Source organism: Geodermatophilus sp. SYSU D01106 (assembly GCF_054049995.1).
In genome coordinates this window covers 20,321-37,773 of record NZ_JBJGYM010000002.1, presented here as the reverse complement: position 1 = coordinate 37,773, position 17,453 = coordinate 20,321, and the positions used below count along the sequence as shown (strand labels likewise).

The 17,453-nt window shown below is 75.2% G+C and carries 17 protein-coding genes; 10 read left to right on the top strand and 7 right to left on the bottom strand.

Annotated elements, in window-relative coordinates; genetic code table 11:
• Positions 1–27: 27 nt before the first annotated feature.
• Entirely contained in the window at positions 28–1,254 is a 1,227-nt protein-coding gene (locus ACI78R_RS02310; protein ID WP_457039520.1) for an MFS transporter, read from the bottom strand.
• 137 nt (positions 1,255–1,391) lie between these two features.
• Entirely contained in the window at positions 1,392–2,570 is a 1,179-nt protein-coding gene (locus ACI78R_RS02305; protein WP_457039519.1) for an alcohol dehydrogenase catalytic domain-containing protein, read from the bottom strand.
• 581 nt (positions 2,571–3,151) lie between these two features.
• Between ACI78R_RS02305 and ACI78R_RS02300 the strand changes: the two genes are divergently transcribed.
• The 3 genes from ACI78R_RS02300 to ACI78R_RS02290 all read left to right on the top strand — a co-directional run bounded on the left by ACI78R_RS02300 (position 3,152) and on the right by ACI78R_RS02290 (position 6,207).
• Positions 3,152–4,165, top strand: a complete 1,014-nt coding sequence (locus ACI78R_RS02300; protein WP_457039518.1) for a M23 family metallopeptidase — start codon at positions 3,152–3,154, stop codon at positions 4,163–4,165.
• Positions 4,166–4,279: 114 nt separating this feature from the next.
• Positions 4,280–5,197: a cation diffusion facilitator family transporter gene (locus ACI78R_RS02295; protein WP_457039517.1), complete on the top strand. Its 918-nt coding sequence runs from the start codon at positions 4,280–4,282 to the stop codon at positions 5,195–5,197.
• Between the two features lie 107 nt (positions 5,198–5,304).
• Positions 5,305–6,207, top strand: a complete 903-nt coding sequence (locus tag ACI78R_RS02290) for a cytochrome c oxidase assembly protein (RefSeq protein ID WP_457039516.1) — start codon at positions 5,305–5,307, stop codon at positions 6,205–6,207.
• Between the two features lie 30 nt (positions 6,208–6,237).
• On the opposite strand, the gene ACI78R_RS02285 is transcribed toward ACI78R_RS02290, so the two are convergent.
• Positions 6,238–7,827: an MFS transporter gene (locus tag ACI78R_RS02285; RefSeq protein WP_457039515.1), complete on the bottom strand. Its 1,590-nt coding sequence runs from the start codon at positions 7,825–7,827 to the stop codon at positions 6,238–6,240.
• Positions 7,828–7,907: 80 nt separating this feature from the next.
• Here ACI78R_RS02285 and ACI78R_RS02280 point away from each other — a divergent pair, with 80 nt between their 5' ends.
• Genes ACI78R_RS02280 through ACI78R_RS02270 form a run of 3 tightly spaced genes read left to right on the top strand, consistent with a single transcriptional unit; the run spans position 7,908 to position 10,518 of the window.
• On the top strand, positions 7,908–8,426 hold the full coding sequence (locus tag ACI78R_RS02280) for a metallophosphoesterase family protein (RefSeq protein ID WP_457039514.1): 519 nt from the start codon (positions 7,908–7,910) through the stop codon (positions 8,424–8,426).
• A complete protein-coding gene (locus ACI78R_RS02275) occupies positions 8,423–9,667 on the top strand; it encodes an MFS transporter (protein ID WP_457039513.1) in 1,245 nt (414 codons plus the stop codon). Before ACI78R_RS02280 ends, ACI78R_RS02275 begins: the two co-directional genes overlap by 4 nt.
• Positions 9,668–9,693: 26 nt before the next feature.
• Entirely contained in the window at positions 9,694–10,518 is an 825-nt protein-coding gene (locus ACI78R_RS02270; RefSeq protein ID WP_457039733.1) for a putative RNA methyltransferase, read from the top strand.
• A gap of 132 nt (positions 10,519–10,650) precedes the next feature.
• On the opposite strand, the gene ACI78R_RS02265 is transcribed toward ACI78R_RS02270, so the two are convergent.
• The gene (locus tag ACI78R_RS02265; RefSeq protein WP_457039512.1) at positions 10,651–10,932 is read right to left on the bottom strand and encodes a GlsB/YeaQ/YmgE family stress response membrane protein; all 282 of its coding nucleotides are present in this window, start codon (positions 10,930–10,932) and stop codon (positions 10,651–10,653) included.
• 201 nt (positions 10,933–11,133) lie between these two features.
• Here ACI78R_RS02265 and ctaD point away from each other — a divergent pair, with 201 nt between their 5' ends.
• Positions 11,134–12,891, top strand: coding sequence for an aa3-type cytochrome oxidase subunit I (gene ctaD / locus ACI78R_RS02260; protein ID WP_073419016.1), 1,758 nt, complete (start codon positions 11,134–11,136; stop codon positions 12,889–12,891).
• A 137-nt stretch (positions 12,892–13,028) separates the two neighbouring features.
• Entirely contained in the window at positions 13,029–14,279 is a 1,251-nt protein-coding gene (gene serB / locus ACI78R_RS02255) for a phosphoserine phosphatase SerB (RefSeq protein ID WP_457039511.1), read from the top strand.
• A 145-nt stretch (positions 14,280–14,424) separates the two neighbouring features.
• Here the strand turns inward: serB and ACI78R_RS02250 are convergent, their stop codons facing one another.
• Both ACI78R_RS02250 and ACI78R_RS02245 read right to left on the bottom strand, forming a co-directional pair.
• Positions 14,425–14,991, bottom strand: coding sequence for an isochorismatase family protein (locus ACI78R_RS02250; RefSeq protein WP_457039510.1), 567 nt, complete (start codon positions 14,989–14,991; stop codon positions 14,425–14,427).
• Positions 14,988–16,289 (bottom strand): nicotinate phosphoribosyltransferase, encoded by a 1,302-nt coding sequence (locus ACI78R_RS02245; protein WP_457039509.1) that lies wholly within the window; start codon positions 16,287–16,289, stop codon positions 14,988–14,990. The genes ACI78R_RS02250 and ACI78R_RS02245 overlap by 4 nt, the downstream gene beginning before the upstream one ends.
• Before the next feature lie 73 nt (positions 16,290–16,362).
• Between ACI78R_RS02245 and clpS the strand changes: the two genes are divergently transcribed.
• Together clpS and ACI78R_RS02235 are read left to right on the top strand one after the other, a co-directional pair.
• Positions 16,363–16,659 carry an ATP-dependent Clp protease adapter ClpS gene (gene clpS / locus ACI78R_RS02240; RefSeq protein WP_073419019.1) on the top strand — a complete coding sequence of 99 codons (297 nt, stop codon included), beginning with the start codon at positions 16,363–16,365 and terminating at the stop codon, positions 16,657–16,659.
• Positions 16,656–17,153, top strand: a complete 498-nt coding sequence (locus ACI78R_RS02235; RefSeq protein ID WP_454553630.1) for a DUF2017 family protein — start codon at positions 16,656–16,658, stop codon at positions 17,151–17,153. Before clpS ends, ACI78R_RS02235 begins: the two co-directional genes overlap by 4 nt.
• Here ACI78R_RS02235 and ACI78R_RS02230 read toward each other — a convergent pair.
• Complete coding sequence (locus tag ACI78R_RS02230) at positions 17,092–17,448, bottom strand: hypothetical protein (protein ID WP_073419021.1); 357 nt, start codon at positions 17,446–17,448, stop codon at positions 17,092–17,094. The two genes, ACI78R_RS02235 and ACI78R_RS02230, sit on opposite strands and share 62 nt — an antisense overlap.
• Between the last annotated feature and the right edge of the window lie 5 nt (positions 17,449–17,453).

Here is a 17,453-nt window from a genome sequence, read left to right as displayed (position 1 = left end):
CCGCCGGGCGCGATCCAGTCGCAGGTCTCAGGCCGCGTCCCGCGCCGCGGCGTCGAGGTCGCGGGCGACGGCCCGCCGCCACGCCCGGACGTCGGCGTCGACCACCGCGTCCTCGCGGCGGCCGGCGCGGCGGGCGACCAGCGCCAGCGCGGCGCCGGCGAGCGCGAGGCCCGCACCGACCCACATCGGCGCGGTGTAGCCGAGGCCGCGGGAGAGGACGAGCGCGCCGAGCGCCGCGCCGATGGCGTTGGCCAGGTTGAACGCCGCCTGGTTGGCCGCCGACACCAGGCTGCCGCCGGGCACCCGCGCGGCCTCGATGACGCCGTTCTGCACCACCGGGCCCATCGCGAAGGCGACCAGGCCGAACACCACCAGCAGCGCGACGGCGGCCGCGGGGACGCGGGCGACCAGCGCGAACACGACCAGCAGGACCGCGGTGACCAGCAGTCCGGCGACGACGAGGGAGAAGCCGAAGCGGTCGCCGAGCCGCCCGCCGGCCAGCGTGCCGACCGTCGTCCCGACGCCGAACAGGGCCAGGACCGGCGTCACCCACGCCTCGGGCAGCCCGGCGAGGTCGGTGAGGATCGGGCTGACGTAGCTGTAGACGCAGAACAGGGCGGCGAAGCCGACCATCGTCAGGCCCAGCACCAGCCACACCTGCCGGCGGCGGAACGCGGCCAGCTCGCTGCGCAGGTCGCTGCGCTCCCCGGCCCCCGCCGGCAGCCAGGCGAGCAGCCCGGCGATGGTGAGCAGCCCGATGACGGCGATGCCGCCGAGCACCAGCCGCCAGCTCAGCTGCTGGGCGACGAGCGTGCCCAGCGGGACGCCGGCGACGTTGGCCAACGTCAGCCCGACCATCATCAGCGAGATCGCCTGGGTCGCCCGCTCCGGCGCCACGAGCCGCCGGGCTGCCACCGCCCCGACGCCGAAGAACGACCCGTGCGCCAGCGCGGTCAGCACCCGGGCGGCGACGAGCGTCTCGTAGGTCGGGGCCACCGCCGACAGGGCGTTGCCGGCGACGAACACCAGCATCAGCGCGACCAGCGTCTGGCGGGGCGAGAAGCGGACGCCGAGCGCGGTCAGGGTCGGCGCCCCGATCACCACGCCGATCGCGTAGGCGGAGATAAGCAGGCCGACCGCCGACACCGACACCCCGAGGTCCGCGGCGATCTCGGGCAGCATGCCCATGACCACGAACTCGGTGGTGCCGATGCCGAAGGCGCCGATGGCGAGCGCGAGCAGACCGCGGGGCACGGGGGGACTCCAGGGAGGACGACGGCGGACGGGGGCGGTGCGGACGTCGTCGTCCGGGTGGTTGCCCTACCCAACGGCAAGGCACCGGCCGCGCGGGACATGCCCCGCGCGGCCGGTGGGTGTGCTCACAGTGCGGGTCAGGGCTGCAGCAGCACCTTGACCGCGCCGTCCTTCTTCTCCCGGAAGTCCGCGTAGGCCTGCGGCGCCTGCTCCAGCGGCACGCGGTGGGTGGCGAAGTCGTCGACGCCGAGCGGGTCGCCGTCGGCCAGCAGCGGCAGGATGTCGGGCACCCACCGCCACACGTTGGCCTGGCCCATGCGCAGCTGCACCTGCTTGTCGAACATGCGCATGAGCGGCACCGGGTCGGTGGCCCCGCCGTAGACGCCCGACAGCGAGACGGTGCCGCCGCGGCGCACCGCCTCGATGGCGGTGTTGAAGGCGGCCAGCCGGTCGATGCCGGCGACCTTCATCACCTGCGCCATGAGCGCGTCGGGGAGGATCGCCGTCGCCTTCTGGGCCAGCTGGGCGCCGGTCGAGCCGTGCGCCTCCATGCCGACCGCGTCGATGACGGCGTCCGCGCCGCGGCCGTCGGTCTTCTCGCGGATCTCGCCGACGACGTCGTCCTGGTCGGTGGAGGAGATGACCTCGGTGCCGCGGGCGGTCGCCCGGGCGATCCGCTCGGGGACGACGTCGGAGGCGACGACCCGGAAGCCCAGGTGGGAGGCGATGCGGGTGCACATGTCGCCGATCGGGCCGAGCCCGAGCACGAGCAGCGTCCCGCCGGGCGGCGTCGCGGCGTACTGGACGGCCTGCCAGGAGGTCGGCAGCACGTCGGAGAGGTAGACGAACCGGTCGTCCGGCGGGCCGTCCGGCACCTTGATCGGCAGCGTGTTGCCGAACGGCACCCGCAGGTACTCGGCCTGCCCGCCCGGGACCTGCCCGTAGAGCTTCGTGTAGCCGAACAGCGAGGCGCCGAAGCCCTGCTCGCGGTTCTGCGTGGTCTCGCACTGCGACTGCAGGCCCTGCGAGCACATCCAACAGGTGCCGCAGGAGATGTTGAAGGGGACGACCACCCGGTCGCCGGGCTTCACGGCGGTCACCGCGGAGCCCACCTCGCGGACGACCCCCATGGGCTCGTGGCCCATGACGTCGCCCTTCGACATGAACGGGGCCATGACCTCGATGAGGTGGAGGTCGGACCCGCAGATGCCGCTCGAGGTGATCTCGACGACGACGTCGGTGTCCTCCTCGATCCTCGGATCGGGGACGGTGTCCACCTTGACGTCGGCACGTCCGTGCCAGGTGACTGCGCGCACGAGTCTGCTCCTCGGGTCGTCGAGCGGGGTCTCGGAGGGCCTCCTGCCCGCTGTGGGCCTGATCGCCCCTGGTTCAACGCTCAACCGGCGTGTTCGTCACCGACCGTGACGCGGGGTCGACGGGCCGTCGAATGACATCCGTGCAGCTCTGTGGCACGGGCCACACATCCGGTCCTCGATACCCACCTCTGCAGATCACGAACCGGTCACGACGTGTTTACATGGGCCCCGCCCGCTCCCCCGGGCACCGCAGTACGTCCCTGTCCCCGACGGAAGTCAGGTGCATGACCGAGCTCCACCCCGACCGCCTCCTCGACGGAGGGAAGGCCCCGCAGCACGGCGAGGCCGGCCCCCTCCGGAAGGCCGCGGCGGCGACGTCCGACCGGCGTCGCTCCCCGGCCGGAGCGGCCGCCCGCACGGCCCCGCAGCGACGTCAGGGGGAGACGTCGCCGACCGGAGAGCCCCGTCCGGGATCCCGTCCCGCCCGCCGTCCGAGCCCGCGCCCGCGGCCCACGCCGCACCCCCGCTCGGCACCCGCCGCCCTCGAGGTCCGCACGGTCGTCGTCGACGCGTGCGACGAGGTGCCCACCGAGGTGCCCGCCGACGTCGTCGAGGAGGTCCTCGCGGCCGAGCCGGTGACCGGCGTCGCCGACGCCGCCGGGCTGGCCGAGGCCGCCGGCGCCCAGGCCCTCGAGGCCGTGGCCGCCGCGCCGCTCGAGACCGTCGAGGCGCCCGCCACGGACGACCCCGCGGGCGAGGTCGACATCCCCGCCGCCACGGACGACGACAGCGACGACCGGCCCGACCGGGCTCCCGTCACCGTCGTCGCGGGCCACGGCCGGCACCGCGACCGCGGCCTGCGTCTCCCGCGCCGCCGCCCGGCCTTCTACCTCGCCGCGGCCCTCGTCGGCGCGGTCGGCGTGGCCACGTTCTCCGTCGGCGACCGGGTCGCCCAGGCCGACGGCCCGGACGCGACCAGCACCTCGGTGAGCGTCGCGCAGGAGCTCGGCATCGACGGCGGGGAGCTCTCGGCCGCCGCCGAGCAGGCCACCCTGCGCTCCGACGCGGTGCTGCTCGGCGCGGTCACCGCCAGCCGGACCGCCCGCGAGGCCGAGCAGGCCACCGCCGCCCAGGTGCAGGCCGACGCCGACCGCGCCGCCGCCGAGGCCGCCGCCGCGGCAGCGGCCGAGGCCGCCCGGCCCAAGACGGTCCTGCCGGTCAACGGCGCCCGGCTCACCAGCACCTTCGGGGCCCGCTGGGGCACGCTGCACGCCGGCATCGACCTGGCCGCCCCCATGCTGACGCCGGAGTACGCCGCCGCCGACGGGGTCGTCCTCGAGGCGGGCCCCGCCAGCGGCTACGGCAACGTGATCTACATCCAGCACGAGAACGGCGACGTCACCGTCTACGGGCACATGGAGGAGGTCCTCGTGCAGCCCGGGCAGGTGGTCCGCGCCGGGGACACCATCGCCCTGCTCGGCAACCGCGGTCAGTCGACCGGCCCGCACCTGCACTTCGAGGTGCACGTCGGCGGCATCGACGGCCAGAAGGTCGACCCGATCCCGTGGCTGCGGGAGCGCGGCGTCACGATCTAGGCCGCCGTCCAGGTCGCCATCCCAGCCGCCGCGAGCCGGCCCCCGGCCCCCTCCCCGCACGTCGGGCAGGGGGCCGTGCCGTTCCCGGAGGACACTGGTGGGGGAGGTGGGCCGATGGGAGCCGGGCACGCGCACGACCACGGCACCGCCGCGGGGGCCTCCCGCGGCCGGCTGGCGGTCGTGCTGGGTCTCACGCTGGCGGTGCTGGCGGCCGAGGTCGTCGGGTCGGTGGTGTCCGGCTCGCTGGCACTGCTCGCCGACGCCGGCCACATGGCCACCGACGCGCTCGGCGTGGGCCTCGCCCTCGGCGCGGTCACGCTGGCGCAGCGGCCCGCCCGCGGCCGGCGCACGTTCGGCTGGCAGCGGGTGGAGATCCTCGCCGCGGTGGCCAACGGGCTGCTGCTCGCCGGGGTCGCGGTGTTCGTGCTGGTGGAGGCGGTCCGCCGGATCGGTGACCCGCCGGAGATCGACTCCGGCGTGGTGCTCGTCGTCGCGGCGGGGGGCCTGGCCGCGAACCTCGCCGGGCTGGCGCTGCTGCACCGCGGCCGGGGCACCTCGCTGGCCGTCCGCGGCGCGCACCTGGAGGTGCTCGGCGACGCGCTCGGCTCGGTCGCCGTCCTCGTCGCCGGCGCCGTCGTCGCGCTCACCGGGTGGACGCCGGCCGACACCGTCGCCGCGTTCGTCGTGGGCTGCCTGGTCCTGCCGCGGGCGTGGTCGCTGCTGCGCGAGTCGCTCGACGTGCTGCTCGAGGCAGCACCGCGCGGCGTCGACCTGGACGAGGTGCGCGCGCACGTCCTCGGCGTCGAGGGCGTCATCGGCGTCCACGACCTGCACGCCTGGACCATCACCTCGGGCCTGCCGGTGCTGTCCGCGCACGTCGTCGTCACCGACGAGGCGCTCGCCGACGGCCACGGCGGGCGGATCCTCGACTCGCTGGGCACCTGCCTGGGCGCCCACTTCGACGTCGACCACTGCACCTTCCAGCTGGAGGCCGAGGCGCACGCCGGTCACGAGGCGCCCGTCCACGACTAGCCGAGTGGGACAGTGGACGACGGAGACGGATCGGACCGGAGGTACTGGTGGAGCACGGGCACCACTCGGGCATGTGGGTGCCCGGCGAGCCACCCACGTGGGGACGCATGTTCCTGCCGCACCTCGACGCCTGGTCGGTGCTGCCCGTGCTCGCGCTGCTCGGGATCGCCGCCTACGCCGTCGGCGTGGTCCGGGTGCGCCGCTCGGGCGTCGCCTGGCCGTGGTGGCGCGCCGCGGCGTGGGTCGCCGGCTGCCTGTCGCTGTTCGCCGTCACGGGGACCTGGCTCAACGGCTACAGCATGGTGCTGTTCAGCGTCCACATGGCCCAGCACATGGTGCTGTCGATGGTGGCGCCGCTCCTGCTGCTCCTCGGCCGGCCGGTGACCCTCGCCCTGCGCGCGCTGCCGCGCGGCCGGGGGGTGGCCGGCGTGCCGCGGGCGCTGCTGCTCGACGCCCTGCACAGCCGGGTGGCGCGGTTCGTCTCGCACCCGCTGTTCACGCTGCCGCTGTTCCTGGTGAGCCTCTACGGCGTCTACTTCACGCCCGTGTTCGACGCCCTCATGGGCGACCCGTTCGGGCACCAGTTCATGCTCGCCCACTTCACCGTGACCGGGCTGCTGTTCTTCGGGCCGATCCTCGCCCAGGACCCGTGGCCCCGGCAGGTCGGCCACGCCGGGCGGATGCTCGAGCTGCTCATCCCGATGCCGCTGCACGCCTTCTTCGGCGTCGCGATCATGATGTCGACGTCGCTGGTGGTGCGGACCTTCGCCGAGCCGCCGGCCGGCTGGGGCGTCGACCCGCTCGCCGACCAGAACACGGCCGGCAGCATCGCCTGGTCCTTCGGCGAGCTGCCGACCGTGTTCGTGCTGGCCGTGGTGCTGTTCAGCTGGATGGGGTCGGAGGAGCGCCGCGGCCGCCGGATCGACCGGGCCGCCGTGCGCACCGACGACGCGGAGCTCGAGGCCTACAACGCCCGGCTCCGCGCGATGGCCGCCCGCTCCGGGAGCTGAGCGGGCGGCCCTGCGAGGTCGGCCTGCGCGTCAGCCGACGTGGACGGGGGCGTCCCCGGTGGGCAGGTCGTCCTTGGTCGCCTTGATGAGCAGCGCCGCGGCGACGGCGCCGAGCACCAGCAGCGCGGCGGCCCAGGTGAAGGCGGTCGTGTAGCCCTCCACCTGCGCCTGCAGCGCGACGGCCGCGGGGTCCTGCGGCGTCGGCGAGGCCAGGACGTCGGCCGAGTAGGCGCTGATCGCGCCGACCGACAGCGAGGCCAGGACGGCGGTGCCGATCGAGGCGCCCACCTGCTGGGTGGCGTTGAGCATCGCGCTCGCGGCACCGGCGTCGTGCTCGCCGGCGCCCACGAGCGCGAGGTTCGACAGCGGCACGAAGGTGAAGCCCAGCCCCAGGCCCAGCAGCAGCTGGCCCGGGAAGGCGAGGGCCCAGAAGCCGCTGTCGACGCCGAGGAACGACATGGTGAACAGCCCCGCCGCGGCGAGCAGCCCGCCGAGCACCATGAGCGGCTTCGGGCCGATCCGCGGCACCAGGGCGCTGGCCGCGCCGGCGGAGATGAACACACCCAGCGTGGTGGGCAGCGAGGCGACGCCCGCGACCACCGGCTCGTAGCCGAGCACCTGCTGGAAGTACAGGCTCAGGAAGAAGAACGCCCCGATCAGCCCGGCGCCGACCAGCGTCGAGGTGAGGTAGGCGCCGCCGCGGTTGCGGTCGAGGACGATGCGCATCGGCAGCAGCGGGTTGCGGGTGCGCAGCTCCAGGAGCACGAACAGCGCCACCAGCACCAGCCCGCCGACGATGAACACCCACGCCAGGCCGTCGGTCCAGCCGCTGGCCGGTGTCACGAAGTCCCGGCCGCCCTGCGCGGCGATCTGGCCGTTGGCGGCCTGCGCCTCACCCGCGTTGGTCTGCGACGCCTCGGCCACCCGGGTGAAGCCGTAGACGATCGCGGCGAGGCCGACGGTGATGAGCACCGCGCCGGGGATGTCGTACTTGGTGTCCCCGGGGGCCTTGCTCTCCGGGACGATCGGGATGGCCAGGACGACGGCGAGCAGCGCCACCGGCAGGTTGACCCAGAAGCACCAGCGCCAGTCGGCGTACTCGGTGAGGACGCCGCCGAGCAGCAGGCCGACGGCCGAGCCGCCGCCGGCGATCGCGCCGTAGACGCCGAAGGCCTTGGCCCGCTCCTTCGGGTCGGTGAACAGGACGGTCAGCAGGGCCAGCGACGCGGGCGCGAGCAGCGCCCCGAAGACGCCCTGCAGCGCGCGGGCGGCGAAGAGCATGCCCTCGTTCTGGGCGATGCCGCCGAGGGCCGAGGCGATGGCGAAGCCCGCGGCGCCGACGAGGTAGGTGCGCTTGCGGCCCCAGAAGTCGGCGATGCGGCCGCCGAGGAGCAGGAAGCCGCCGAAGGTGAGGGTGTAGGCGGTGACGATCCACTGCTGCGTGGCCGCGCTGATGCCGAGGTCGGACGACACGGCGGGCAGCGCGATGTTGACGATCGTGGCGTCGAGGATGACCAGGAGGACGGTCATCGCGATGACGCCCAGCGCCAGCCAGCGCTTCTCGTAGGGCTCCGACGCCGGGGTGACCGGCTGCGCGGAGGGGGACGACGGGTGGGTCATGGGGGTCCTCGGGGACTCGTGCGGGGAGCGGCCGAGGTCATCGGCCGCCAGGCAAACTAGCCCCCTGCGACCATGTCGTCGTGGCCGTTTCGCTGGTGGTGACCGCCGACACGCACCTGCCGAAGCGTGCGCGTGACCTACCTCATCCCCTCTGGGCCGCGATCGACGCCGCCGACCTCGTGGTGCACGCCGGCGACTGGGTCGACGTCGCCCTGCTCGACCTCCTCGAGGCCCGCTCCCGCCGGCTGCTCGCCGTGCACGGCAACAACGACCACGGCCCGCTGCGCGAGCGGCTGCCGGAGGTGGCCCGCGCCGAGGTGGAGGGGTTGCGGATCGCCGTCGTCCACGAGACCGGGGACGCGAAGAACCGCGAGCGCCGCTGCGCCGCGCGGTTCCCGGACACCGACGTCCTGTTCTTCGGCCACAGCCACATCCCGTGGGACACCGTGGCGCCCAGCGAGGGGACGCCCTCCGGCCTCCGGCTGGTCAACCCCGGCTCGCCCACCGACCGCCGCCGCCAGCCGCACGGCACCTTCGTGACCGCGGTCGCCGACGCCGGCGCGCTGACCGGGGTCACGTTCCACCCCGTCCCGCGGTGAAGAGGCCGGCCGCCGAGCCCGCCGCCGGGCCGTCCCGCGCCCGCTGGCGCCACCTCGGCGTCGGCCTGACCGGGCTGGTCGCCGCCTGCGCGGCGCAGAACGGCCTGCCCTTCCTCACCGTCGCGCTGCGCGCCGAGGGGCTGACCCTGCCGCAGGTCGGCCTGCTCGTCAGCGCCCCGACGGCGGGGCTGGTCTGCACGCTGCTCCTCTGGGGAGCGCTGGCCGACCGGTACGGCGAGCGGCTCGTGCTCACCGCCGGCCTGGCCGTGGCCGCCGGCGCGCTCACCGGGGCGGCCCTGGCCGACGGCGCCCTCGCCACCGGCCTCTGGCTGCTGCTGGCCGGCGGCGGCAGCGCCTCGGTGCACGTCGCCAGCGGCCGCCTCGTCCTCGGCTGGTTCCCGCCCGAGCAGCGCGGCCTGGCGATGGGCGTCCGCCAGGCCGGGCAGCCGCTGGGCGTGGGCCTGGCCGGGCTGCTGCTGCCGCGGCTGGCCGGCGACGGTCCCGGCGGCGCCTTCGCCCTGCTCGCGGCCGGCTGCGCGGCGACGGCTGTGCTCGTCGGCGTGCTGGTGCGCGACCCCGCCCGCCCGCCGCGCGCCCCCGGCGCCGCGCGGCCCGCCTCGCCCTACCGCGGCCCGGTGCTGTGGCGGGTGCACGCGGCGAGCACCCTGCTCGTGGTGCCGCAGTTCGCCGTCGCGGGGCTCGCCTTCGACTGGCTGGTGCGCGACGGCGGCTGGAGCGCGGCCGGCGCCGGCACGCTGCTGGCCGCCTCCCAGGCCGGCGGGGTGGCCGCGCGGCTGGGCGCGGGCACGTGGTCCGACCGCGTGGGCAGCAGGCTCGGGCCGCTGCGCCGGGTGGCCGCGGCGGTCGCCGTCGTCGTGGGGGTGCTCGCCGTCGTCGCCGCGCTGACCCCGGGCGTCCTCGGCCCCGCGGTCGCGGCCGGGGCGGTGGCCGTCGCCGCGGTCGCCACGGTCAGCCCCAACGGCGTGGCCTTCACCTCGGTGGCCGAGCAGGCCGGCAGCGCCTGGGCCGGGCGCGCACTCGGCGCGCACAACACCGTGCAGAACCTGGCGGCGGCGCTCACCGTCCCGGCCGCGGCCCTGCTCGTCGACGGCGGGCCCGGCTACTGGGCGGCGTTCGCGGTCGGCGCGGCCGCCGCGCTCGCCGCCGTCGCCGTGGTCCCCGGGCGGGCGGCCGAGGCGCCGCCCCCGCCCGCGCTGCCCGCGACGGCGGCGGCCCGGTGAGCCGCCGGTCCTGGCCGCCGCGCGCCGTGCGGCTGCTGGCCTGCCCGGTGTGCGGCGCGCCGCTGGCGGCCCTGCCCGCCGACACCGGCCTGCGCTGCCCGGCCGGTCACTCCTTCGACCGGGCCCGGCAGGGCCACGTCACGCTGCTGCCGCCGGGGCACACGCCGCCGTCGGGCGACAGCGCGGAGATGGTCGCCGACCGGGCGGAGGTGCTCGCCGCGGGCACCTACGCCGGGCTGACGGCGGCGCTCACCGCCGCGGTGGCCGCGGGGGAGGGGCCGGTCGGGTCCGTGCTCGACCTCGGCGGCGGCACCGGCCACCACCTCGCGGGCGTGCTCGACGCGCTGCCGGAGGCGGTCGGCGTGGTGCTCGACTCCTCGCGGTACGCCGCGCGCCGGGCGGCCGGGGCCTCGCCGCGCGCGATGGCCGTCGTCGCCGACACCTGGGCGCGCCTGCCGGTCCGCGACGGCGCGGTCGACCGGGCCATGGTCGTCTTCGCGCCGCGCAACGGCCCGGAGACGGCGCGGGTGCTGCGCCCCGGCGGGCGGCTGGTGGTGGCCACCCCGGCGCCCGACCACCTCGCCGAGCTGGTGGGCCCGCTCGGGTTGCTGCGCGTCGACCCGGACAAGGCGGCGCGCCTGTCGGGCTCGCTGGAGCCGCACCTGCGGCCGGCGGGCGCGGCGGCGCACCGGGAGGAGCTGGAGCTCGACGCCCGCGCGGTGGCCGCCGTCGTCGGCATGGGGCCGCACGCCCGCCACCTCGCGCCGGGGGAGCTGGCCGGGCGGCTGGCCGGGCTGCCGCCGCGGGTCCGGGTGACCCTCGCCGTCGACGTCAGCACCTGGACCGTCTGACCGCGGACTCCCTGACCCTGTACTCCCTGACCCTGTACTCCCCGACCCCGGACGCGCCGGAGGGGCCCGGCCGACGTGGCCGGGCCCCTCCGGGGCTGGTGGGTCAGGCCCCGCGGGGGGGCCGTCACCGGGTCAGACGCGCGTGCCGCGGGCCCGTCCGCGCGTGGCGAAGACGTAGACCAGCAGCACCACGATGGCGCCGATGATCGAGCCGATGATGCCCGAGGTGCCGAGCTCGAAGCGCCCCTCGAAGATCAGGCTGCCGAGCAGGTTGCCGACGAGCGAGCCGATGATGCCGAGCACGATCGTCATGCCGATGCTCATGGACTGCTTGCCGGGGACGATGGCGCGGGCGATGAAGCCGGCGATGGCGCCGACCACGATCAGCACGATGATGTTCCAGAGGATCTCCACGGTGGACCTCCCGAGCAGGTGGCCTTGGTGGCCGGGGCCTGGGATCTCCAGAGCCGGACGTTCCTGTTCCCGGCCTGAGCAGGGCGGAAACCATCGTGATCATGATGTGACCCTGCGTCGCGCCGGAGGGGTCCCGCGTGCGGCGGCGCGCCTGCCCGGGCGGGCCGGACGTGTCCCGCCGAGTCGGTCTAAGCTGCGGCCGTGACGATCGCGCCTGCACCGATCGTGAGCCGGCCCAGCCCGGCTCGCGAGGTCCAGCGGGGTGCGCGGCTCTCGAACCTGCTGCGGACCACGGACCACAAGACCATCGGCCTGATGTACATGGCCACCTCGTTCGCCTGGTTCATCGTGGGTGGCTTCATGGCCATGCTGATCCGCGGTGAGCTCGGCCAGCCCGGGCTGCAGTTCCTCTCGCCCGAGCAGTACAACCAGCTCGTCACGATGCACGGCACGATCATGCTGCTGATGTTCGCGACGCCGCTGTTCTTCGCGTTCTCGAACCTGATCATGCCGCTGCAGATCGGCGCCCCCGACGTCGCGTTCCCGCGGCTGAACGCCTTCTCGTACTGGCTGTTCCTCTTCGGTGGCCTGATCCTCGTCTCCGGCTTCTTCACGCCGGGCGGCGCGGCCGACTTCGGCTGGTACGCCTACACCCCGCTGTCCGACGTGGTCCACAGCCCGGGTGCCGGCGCGAACCTCTGGATCGCGGGCCTGGCCGTCTCGGGTCTGGGCACCATCCTCGGCGCGGTCAACTTCACCGCCACGATCGTCTGCCTGCGGGCGCCGGGCATGACCCTGTTCCGGATGCCGATCTTCACCTGGAACACGCTGGTCACCAGCCTGCTGGTGCTGCTGGCCTTCCCGATCCTCACCGCCGCGCTGCTCGCGCTGCTGGCCGACCGCCAGCTCGGTGCCCTCGTCTTCTCCGACGAGAACGGCGGCCCGATGCTGTGGCAGCACCTCTTCTGGTTCTTCGGCCACCCCGAGGTCTACATCATCGCCCTGCCGTTCTTCGGCATCATCACCGAGGTCATCCCGGTGTTCAGCCGCAAGCCGCTGTTCGGCTACAAGGGCATGGTCGGCGCGACGCTGCTCATCGGTGGCCTGTCGCTGACGGTGTGGGCGCACCACATGTACGCCACCGGCGCGGTCCTGCTGCCGTTCTTCGCGTTCCTGACCTACCTGATCGCGGTCCCCACCGGCATCAAGTTCTTCAACTGGATCGGCACCATGTGGCGCGGCCAGCTGACGTTCGAGACGCCGATGCTGTTCTCGATCGGCTTCCTCGTCACCTTCCTCCTCGGTGGCCTGACCGGCGTCCTGCTGGCCAGCCCGCCGCTGGACTGGCACGTCAACGACAGCTACTTCGTCGTCGCCCACTTCCACTACGTCGTCTTCGGCACCGTGGTGTTCGCCGCCTACGCCGGCATCTACTTCTGGTTCCCGAAGATGGCCGGCCGGATGATGGACGAGCGGCTGGGCAAGCTGCACTTCTGGCTGACGTTCATCGGCTTCCACGCCACGTTCCTGGTCCAGCACTGGCTGGGCACCCAGGGCATGCCGCGCCGGTACGTCGACTACCTGCCCACCGACGGCTTCACGACGCTGCACGTCATCTCGACGATCGGCTCGTTCGTCCTCGGCGCCTCGACCATCCCGTTCCTCTACAACGTGGCCAAGTCGTGGAAGTACGGCCGGCTCGCGCTGCGGGACGACCCGTGGGGCCACGGCAACTCGCTCGAGTGGGCCACCTCCTCGCCGCCGCCGCGGCACAACTTCACCGAGATCCCGCGGATCCGGTCGGAGCGCCCGGCGTTCGAGGCGCACTACCCGCACCTCATCGAGCGGCTGCACGCCGAGGCGCACGTCGGCAAGCGGCACGAGCCCTACGGCGGGGTCAGCGAGCTCGCCAACGGCACCGGCCCGCGTCAGGGTCCGAACGACCCCGACCCGTTCTGACCCGCCCGGCCGTCGCCTGACGGCCACCGCGCGATCGCACGTCACCACGACGCCCCGTCGGCCCCGGCCGGCGGGGCGTCGTCGTTCCGCGGGACCACCGCCCGGGCGCCGCAGACCGGTGCGGCACGATGACCGCCGTGCCGCTCGACCCCACGCCCCGCGTCCGGCCGGACAGCCCCAGCGACGGACCGCGCGCGCTGCTCACGGTCACCGGCGCCGACCGGCCCGGGGTCACCGCCCGCCTGTTCGGCGCGCTGGCCGGGGACGCCGGCGTGCCGCCGCTCGAGGTGGTCGACGTCGAGCAGGTCGTCGTGCACGGGCACCTCGTGCTCGGCGTCGTCGTCGGGGCGCTGCCCGCGGACGGGCCGGTCGACGAGGAGGCCTTCCTGGCCGCGCTCGGCACGCTGGCCGACGGCGTCGAGGCCGCCACCGGCGTGCGGGTCGCGGTCGAGTCGGCGTCGGACCGCCGGGCCGCGGCGCCCGGCCGCGCCCACCACGTGACCCTGCTCGGCCGCCCCGTGCCGCCGTCGGCCGTCGCGGGCGCCGCCACCGCCATCGCCGGCGTCGGGGGCAACATCGACGCGATCCGGCGGCTGTCGGACCACCCCGTCACGGCCCTCGAGCTCACCGTCTCCGGCGCCGAGGCCACCGCGCTGCGCACGGCGCTCGCCGCCGTCGCCACCGCGACCGGCGCCGACCTCGCCGTCGAGCCCGTGGGCCTGGCCCGGCGCAGCAAGCGGCTGATCGTCCTCGACGTCGACTCCACGCTCGTGCGCGGCGAGGTCATCGACGAGCTGGCCGCCCGTGCCGGGCGCGCCGCCGAGGTCGCGCGCATCACCGCCGCCGCCATGAACGGCGAGCTCGACTTCGCCGAGTCGCTGCGCGCCCGCGTGGCCACCCTGGCCGGCCTGCCGGTCGAGGTGCTCGACGAGGTCCGCGAGCACCTCGAGCTGACCCCCGGGGCCCGCACCCTCATCCGCACGCTGCAGCGGCACGGCTTCCGCTGCGGCATCGTCAGCGGCGGCTTCACCCAGATCACCGACCCGCTGGCCGCCTCGCTCGGCCTGGACTTCGCCGCCGCCAACACCCTCGAGGTGGCCGACGGGCGCCTCACCGGCGGCCTGGTGGGGGAGATCGTCGACCGCGCCGGCAAGGCCCGGGCCCTGGCCCGCTTCGCCGGCGAGCACGGCATCCCGCTGGAGCAGACCGTGGCCGTCGGCGACGGCGCCAACGACCTCGACATGCTCAACGCCGCGGGCCTCGGCATCGCCTTCAACGCCAAGCCGATGGTGCGCGAGCAGGCGCACACCGCGCTGAACCAGCCCTACCTCGACGCCGTCCTGCAGGTCCTCGGCTTCACGAGGGACGAGGTGCTCGAGAGTCTGTGAATTGCGGTCCTCCGGACCGCACCGCGGCCACGTGCCGTCCCCCGGCTGAGCTGAGCCCCGTCACGTCGTCCCGGTCGGGAGCCTCCGGCCCCGCGACCGGTCCGCCGTCCTCCGCAGGGGCGGCTCACCTCCCTGGTGGCCCGCCTCAGGGGCGGTGCACGCTGCCCTCCAGCTCGACGCCGGCGGTGCGGAGCTGGTCGAGGGCCGCCGCGGTCGAGCCCTCGGCGACGCCGGCCGTCAGGTGCAGCAGCACGCGGGTGGCGAAGCCCTCCGCGACGGCGTCGAGCGCGGTGGCCCGGACGCAGTGGTCGGTGGCGATGCCGACGACGTCGACGGCGTCCACGCCGCGCCCGCGCAGCCAGTCGGCGAGCGGCACCCCGTCGGCGCGGCCCTCGAAGCCGGAGTAGGCGGCGGCGTACTCGCCCTTGTCGAAGACCGCCTCGATCGGCTCGCGGTCCAGCGCCGGGTGCAGCTCCACCCCGCCGGTGCCGACGACGCAGTGCGCCGGCCACGTCTCCAGGTAGTCCGGCTGCTCGGCGAAGTGGCCGCCCGGGTCGACGTGGTGGTCGCGGGTGGCCACCACGTGGTCGTACCCGCCGGAGCGCACGTGGGCGGTCACCGCCGCCGCCACCGCCGCGCCGCCGGCCACCGCCAGGCTGCCCCCCTCGCAGAAGTCGTTCTGCACGTCCACGACCACCAGTGCGCGCGTCACCGCGTGACCTCCGTTCCCGAGTTCACCGTCTCCAGGGCCGGTTCCCCGCGGGACAGCGCCCATGCCTCGGCCGGCAGCGCCTCCCGCACCCGCCGGTGGTGCTCAGCGGCCGCGGCGAGCGCCTCCGCGGGCGAGGCCGGGGACACCACCGCGCCGCCGCGCACGAGCGGCACCACGAGCGAGCGGTCGCCGTCGCGCGGCTCGACCGGGCCCGCGGTGACCAGTTCGGCGACGGCGGTGCCGTCGGCGTCGTGCCGGCGGACGGCGGACTTGCGCCCGCCCGTGGAGTTCTTGCCCTCCGAGCGCTTGGCCACCGGCACGCCGTCGCGCTCGACCAGCTTGTAGACCATCCCGGCCGTCGGGGCGCCGGAGCCGGTGACCAGCGAGGTGCCGACGCCGTACCCGTCGACCGGCGCGGCCATGAGCCCGGAGATGGCGAACTCGTCGAGGTCGCTGGTCACGATGATCTTCGTCTTCGCCGCACCGAGCTCGTCGAGCTGGCGGCGCGCGGCGGTGGCCAGCGTGGGCAGGTCGCCGGAGTCCAGCCGGATCGCGCCGAGCTCCGGCCCGGCCACCTCGACGGCGGTGCGGATGCCCTGGACGACGTCGTAGGTGTCCACCAGCAGCGTGGTGCCGACGCCGAGGGTGTCGACCTGCGCGCGGAAGGCGGCGGCCTCGTCGTCGTGCAGGAGCGTGAAGGCGTGCGCGCTGGTGCCCGTCGTCGGGACGCCGTAGCGCCGGCCAGCCTCCAGGTTGGAGCTCGCCACGAAGCCGACCAGGTGTGCGGCCCGGGCGGCGGCGACGGCGGCCTGCTCGTGGGTGCGCCGCGAGCCCATCTCGATGCACGGCCGCTCGCACGCCGCGCCGACCATCCGGGCGGCCGCCGAGGCGATGGCGCTGTCGTGGTTGAGCACCGACAGCACCAGGGTCTCCAGCAGCACGCCCTGGGCGAAGGGCGCGCGCACGGTGAGCACGGGGGAGTGCGGGAAGAAGAACTCGCCCTCGGCGTAGCCGTCGACGTCGCCGGTGAAGCGGAAGTCGGCCAGCCAGTCCAGCAACCGGGCGTCGGTCAGGCCCTGCTCGCGCAGGGTGGCCAGCTCCTCGTCGCCGAAGCGGAAGGCGGGCAGCTGCTCCAGCAGCCGGCCGGTGCCGGCCACGACGCCGTAGCGGCGGCCGTGCGGCAGCCGGCGGGAGAAGACCTCGAAGACGCAGTCGCGGTCGGCGGTGCCGTCGGCGAGCGCGGCGGCGACCATCGTCAGCTCGTACCGGTCGGTGAGGAGTGCGGGACCCGTCGGCATGATCCCGACCCTAGGTCGGCCGCCGGGGGCGCACCCGCGGGGACCGGAGGGGCCGCCGTCCTAGAGTGGTCGCGTGGCCGGACCGCTCGCGCCGACACGGACGCCCGATCCCACGGTGGAGGAGGTCGAGGACCTCGACCGCCCGTGGGTGACCATCGTCTGGAACGACCCCGTCAACCTCATGACCTACGTGACGCACGTGCTGCGGGAGTTGTTCGGCTACGACGAGCCGACGGCGACCACGCTGATGCTGCAGGTGCACAACGACGGCAAGGCCGTGGTCAGCTCCGGCCCGCGGGAGCGGATGGAGCACGACACCAGCCGGCTGCACGCCTACGGCCTGTGGGCCACCTACCAGAAGGACGCATGAGGCCGTTCCGCCGCAGGGGCAGCGACGTCGTCGCCCGCCTCGAGCCCGCCGAGTCCGGCGTGCTCGGGATGCTGCTCGACCAGCTCGAGCAGCTGCTGACCGCCGACCCCGACGACGTCGACGGCGACCCGGTGCTGGCCCGCCTGCTCCCGGCCGGGCACCGCAGCGACCCCGCGCTGGCCGCCGACTACCGCGAGCTGACCGAGACGGCGCTGCGCGGCGGCAAGACCGACGACCTCGCCGCCGTCCGTGCCTCGCTGCCCGCCGGCGGGGGAGAGGTGCGCCTGGACCCCGAGCAGGCCGGCGCATGGCTGCGCACCACCAACGACCTGCGGCTCGCGCTCGGCGAGCGGATCGGGATCACCGAGGAGACCGAGCCGCCGGAGGACCCGGCCGGCGAGGAGGGCCAGCAGCTGGCCGTCTACTACTGGCTCACCGGGCTGCAGGGCTCGCTGGTCGACGCGGTCGCCGCCGCACGCGACGCCCGAAGGTGAGCAGCACCAGCGCCGCGAGCAGCAGGTCCAGCACGAAGAACACCGGCACCAGGCTCGGCAGCTCGAGGTCGCGCACCATCGCGCCGACGGCGGAGACGAGCACGACGGCCGACAGCGCCAGCACGAGCAGCAGCGTCAGGGAGCGGACGGCGACCAGCAGCGCCAGCGACACCCGGTCGGCGGTGACGTCGCTGCTGTAGTGCCCGCTCCGGCGGGACAGCCCGCGCAGGCCGAGCCACAGTGCGGGGAGCGCGACGGCGAGCACCCCCGCCACCATGACCAGCTCGACCGCCACGGGTC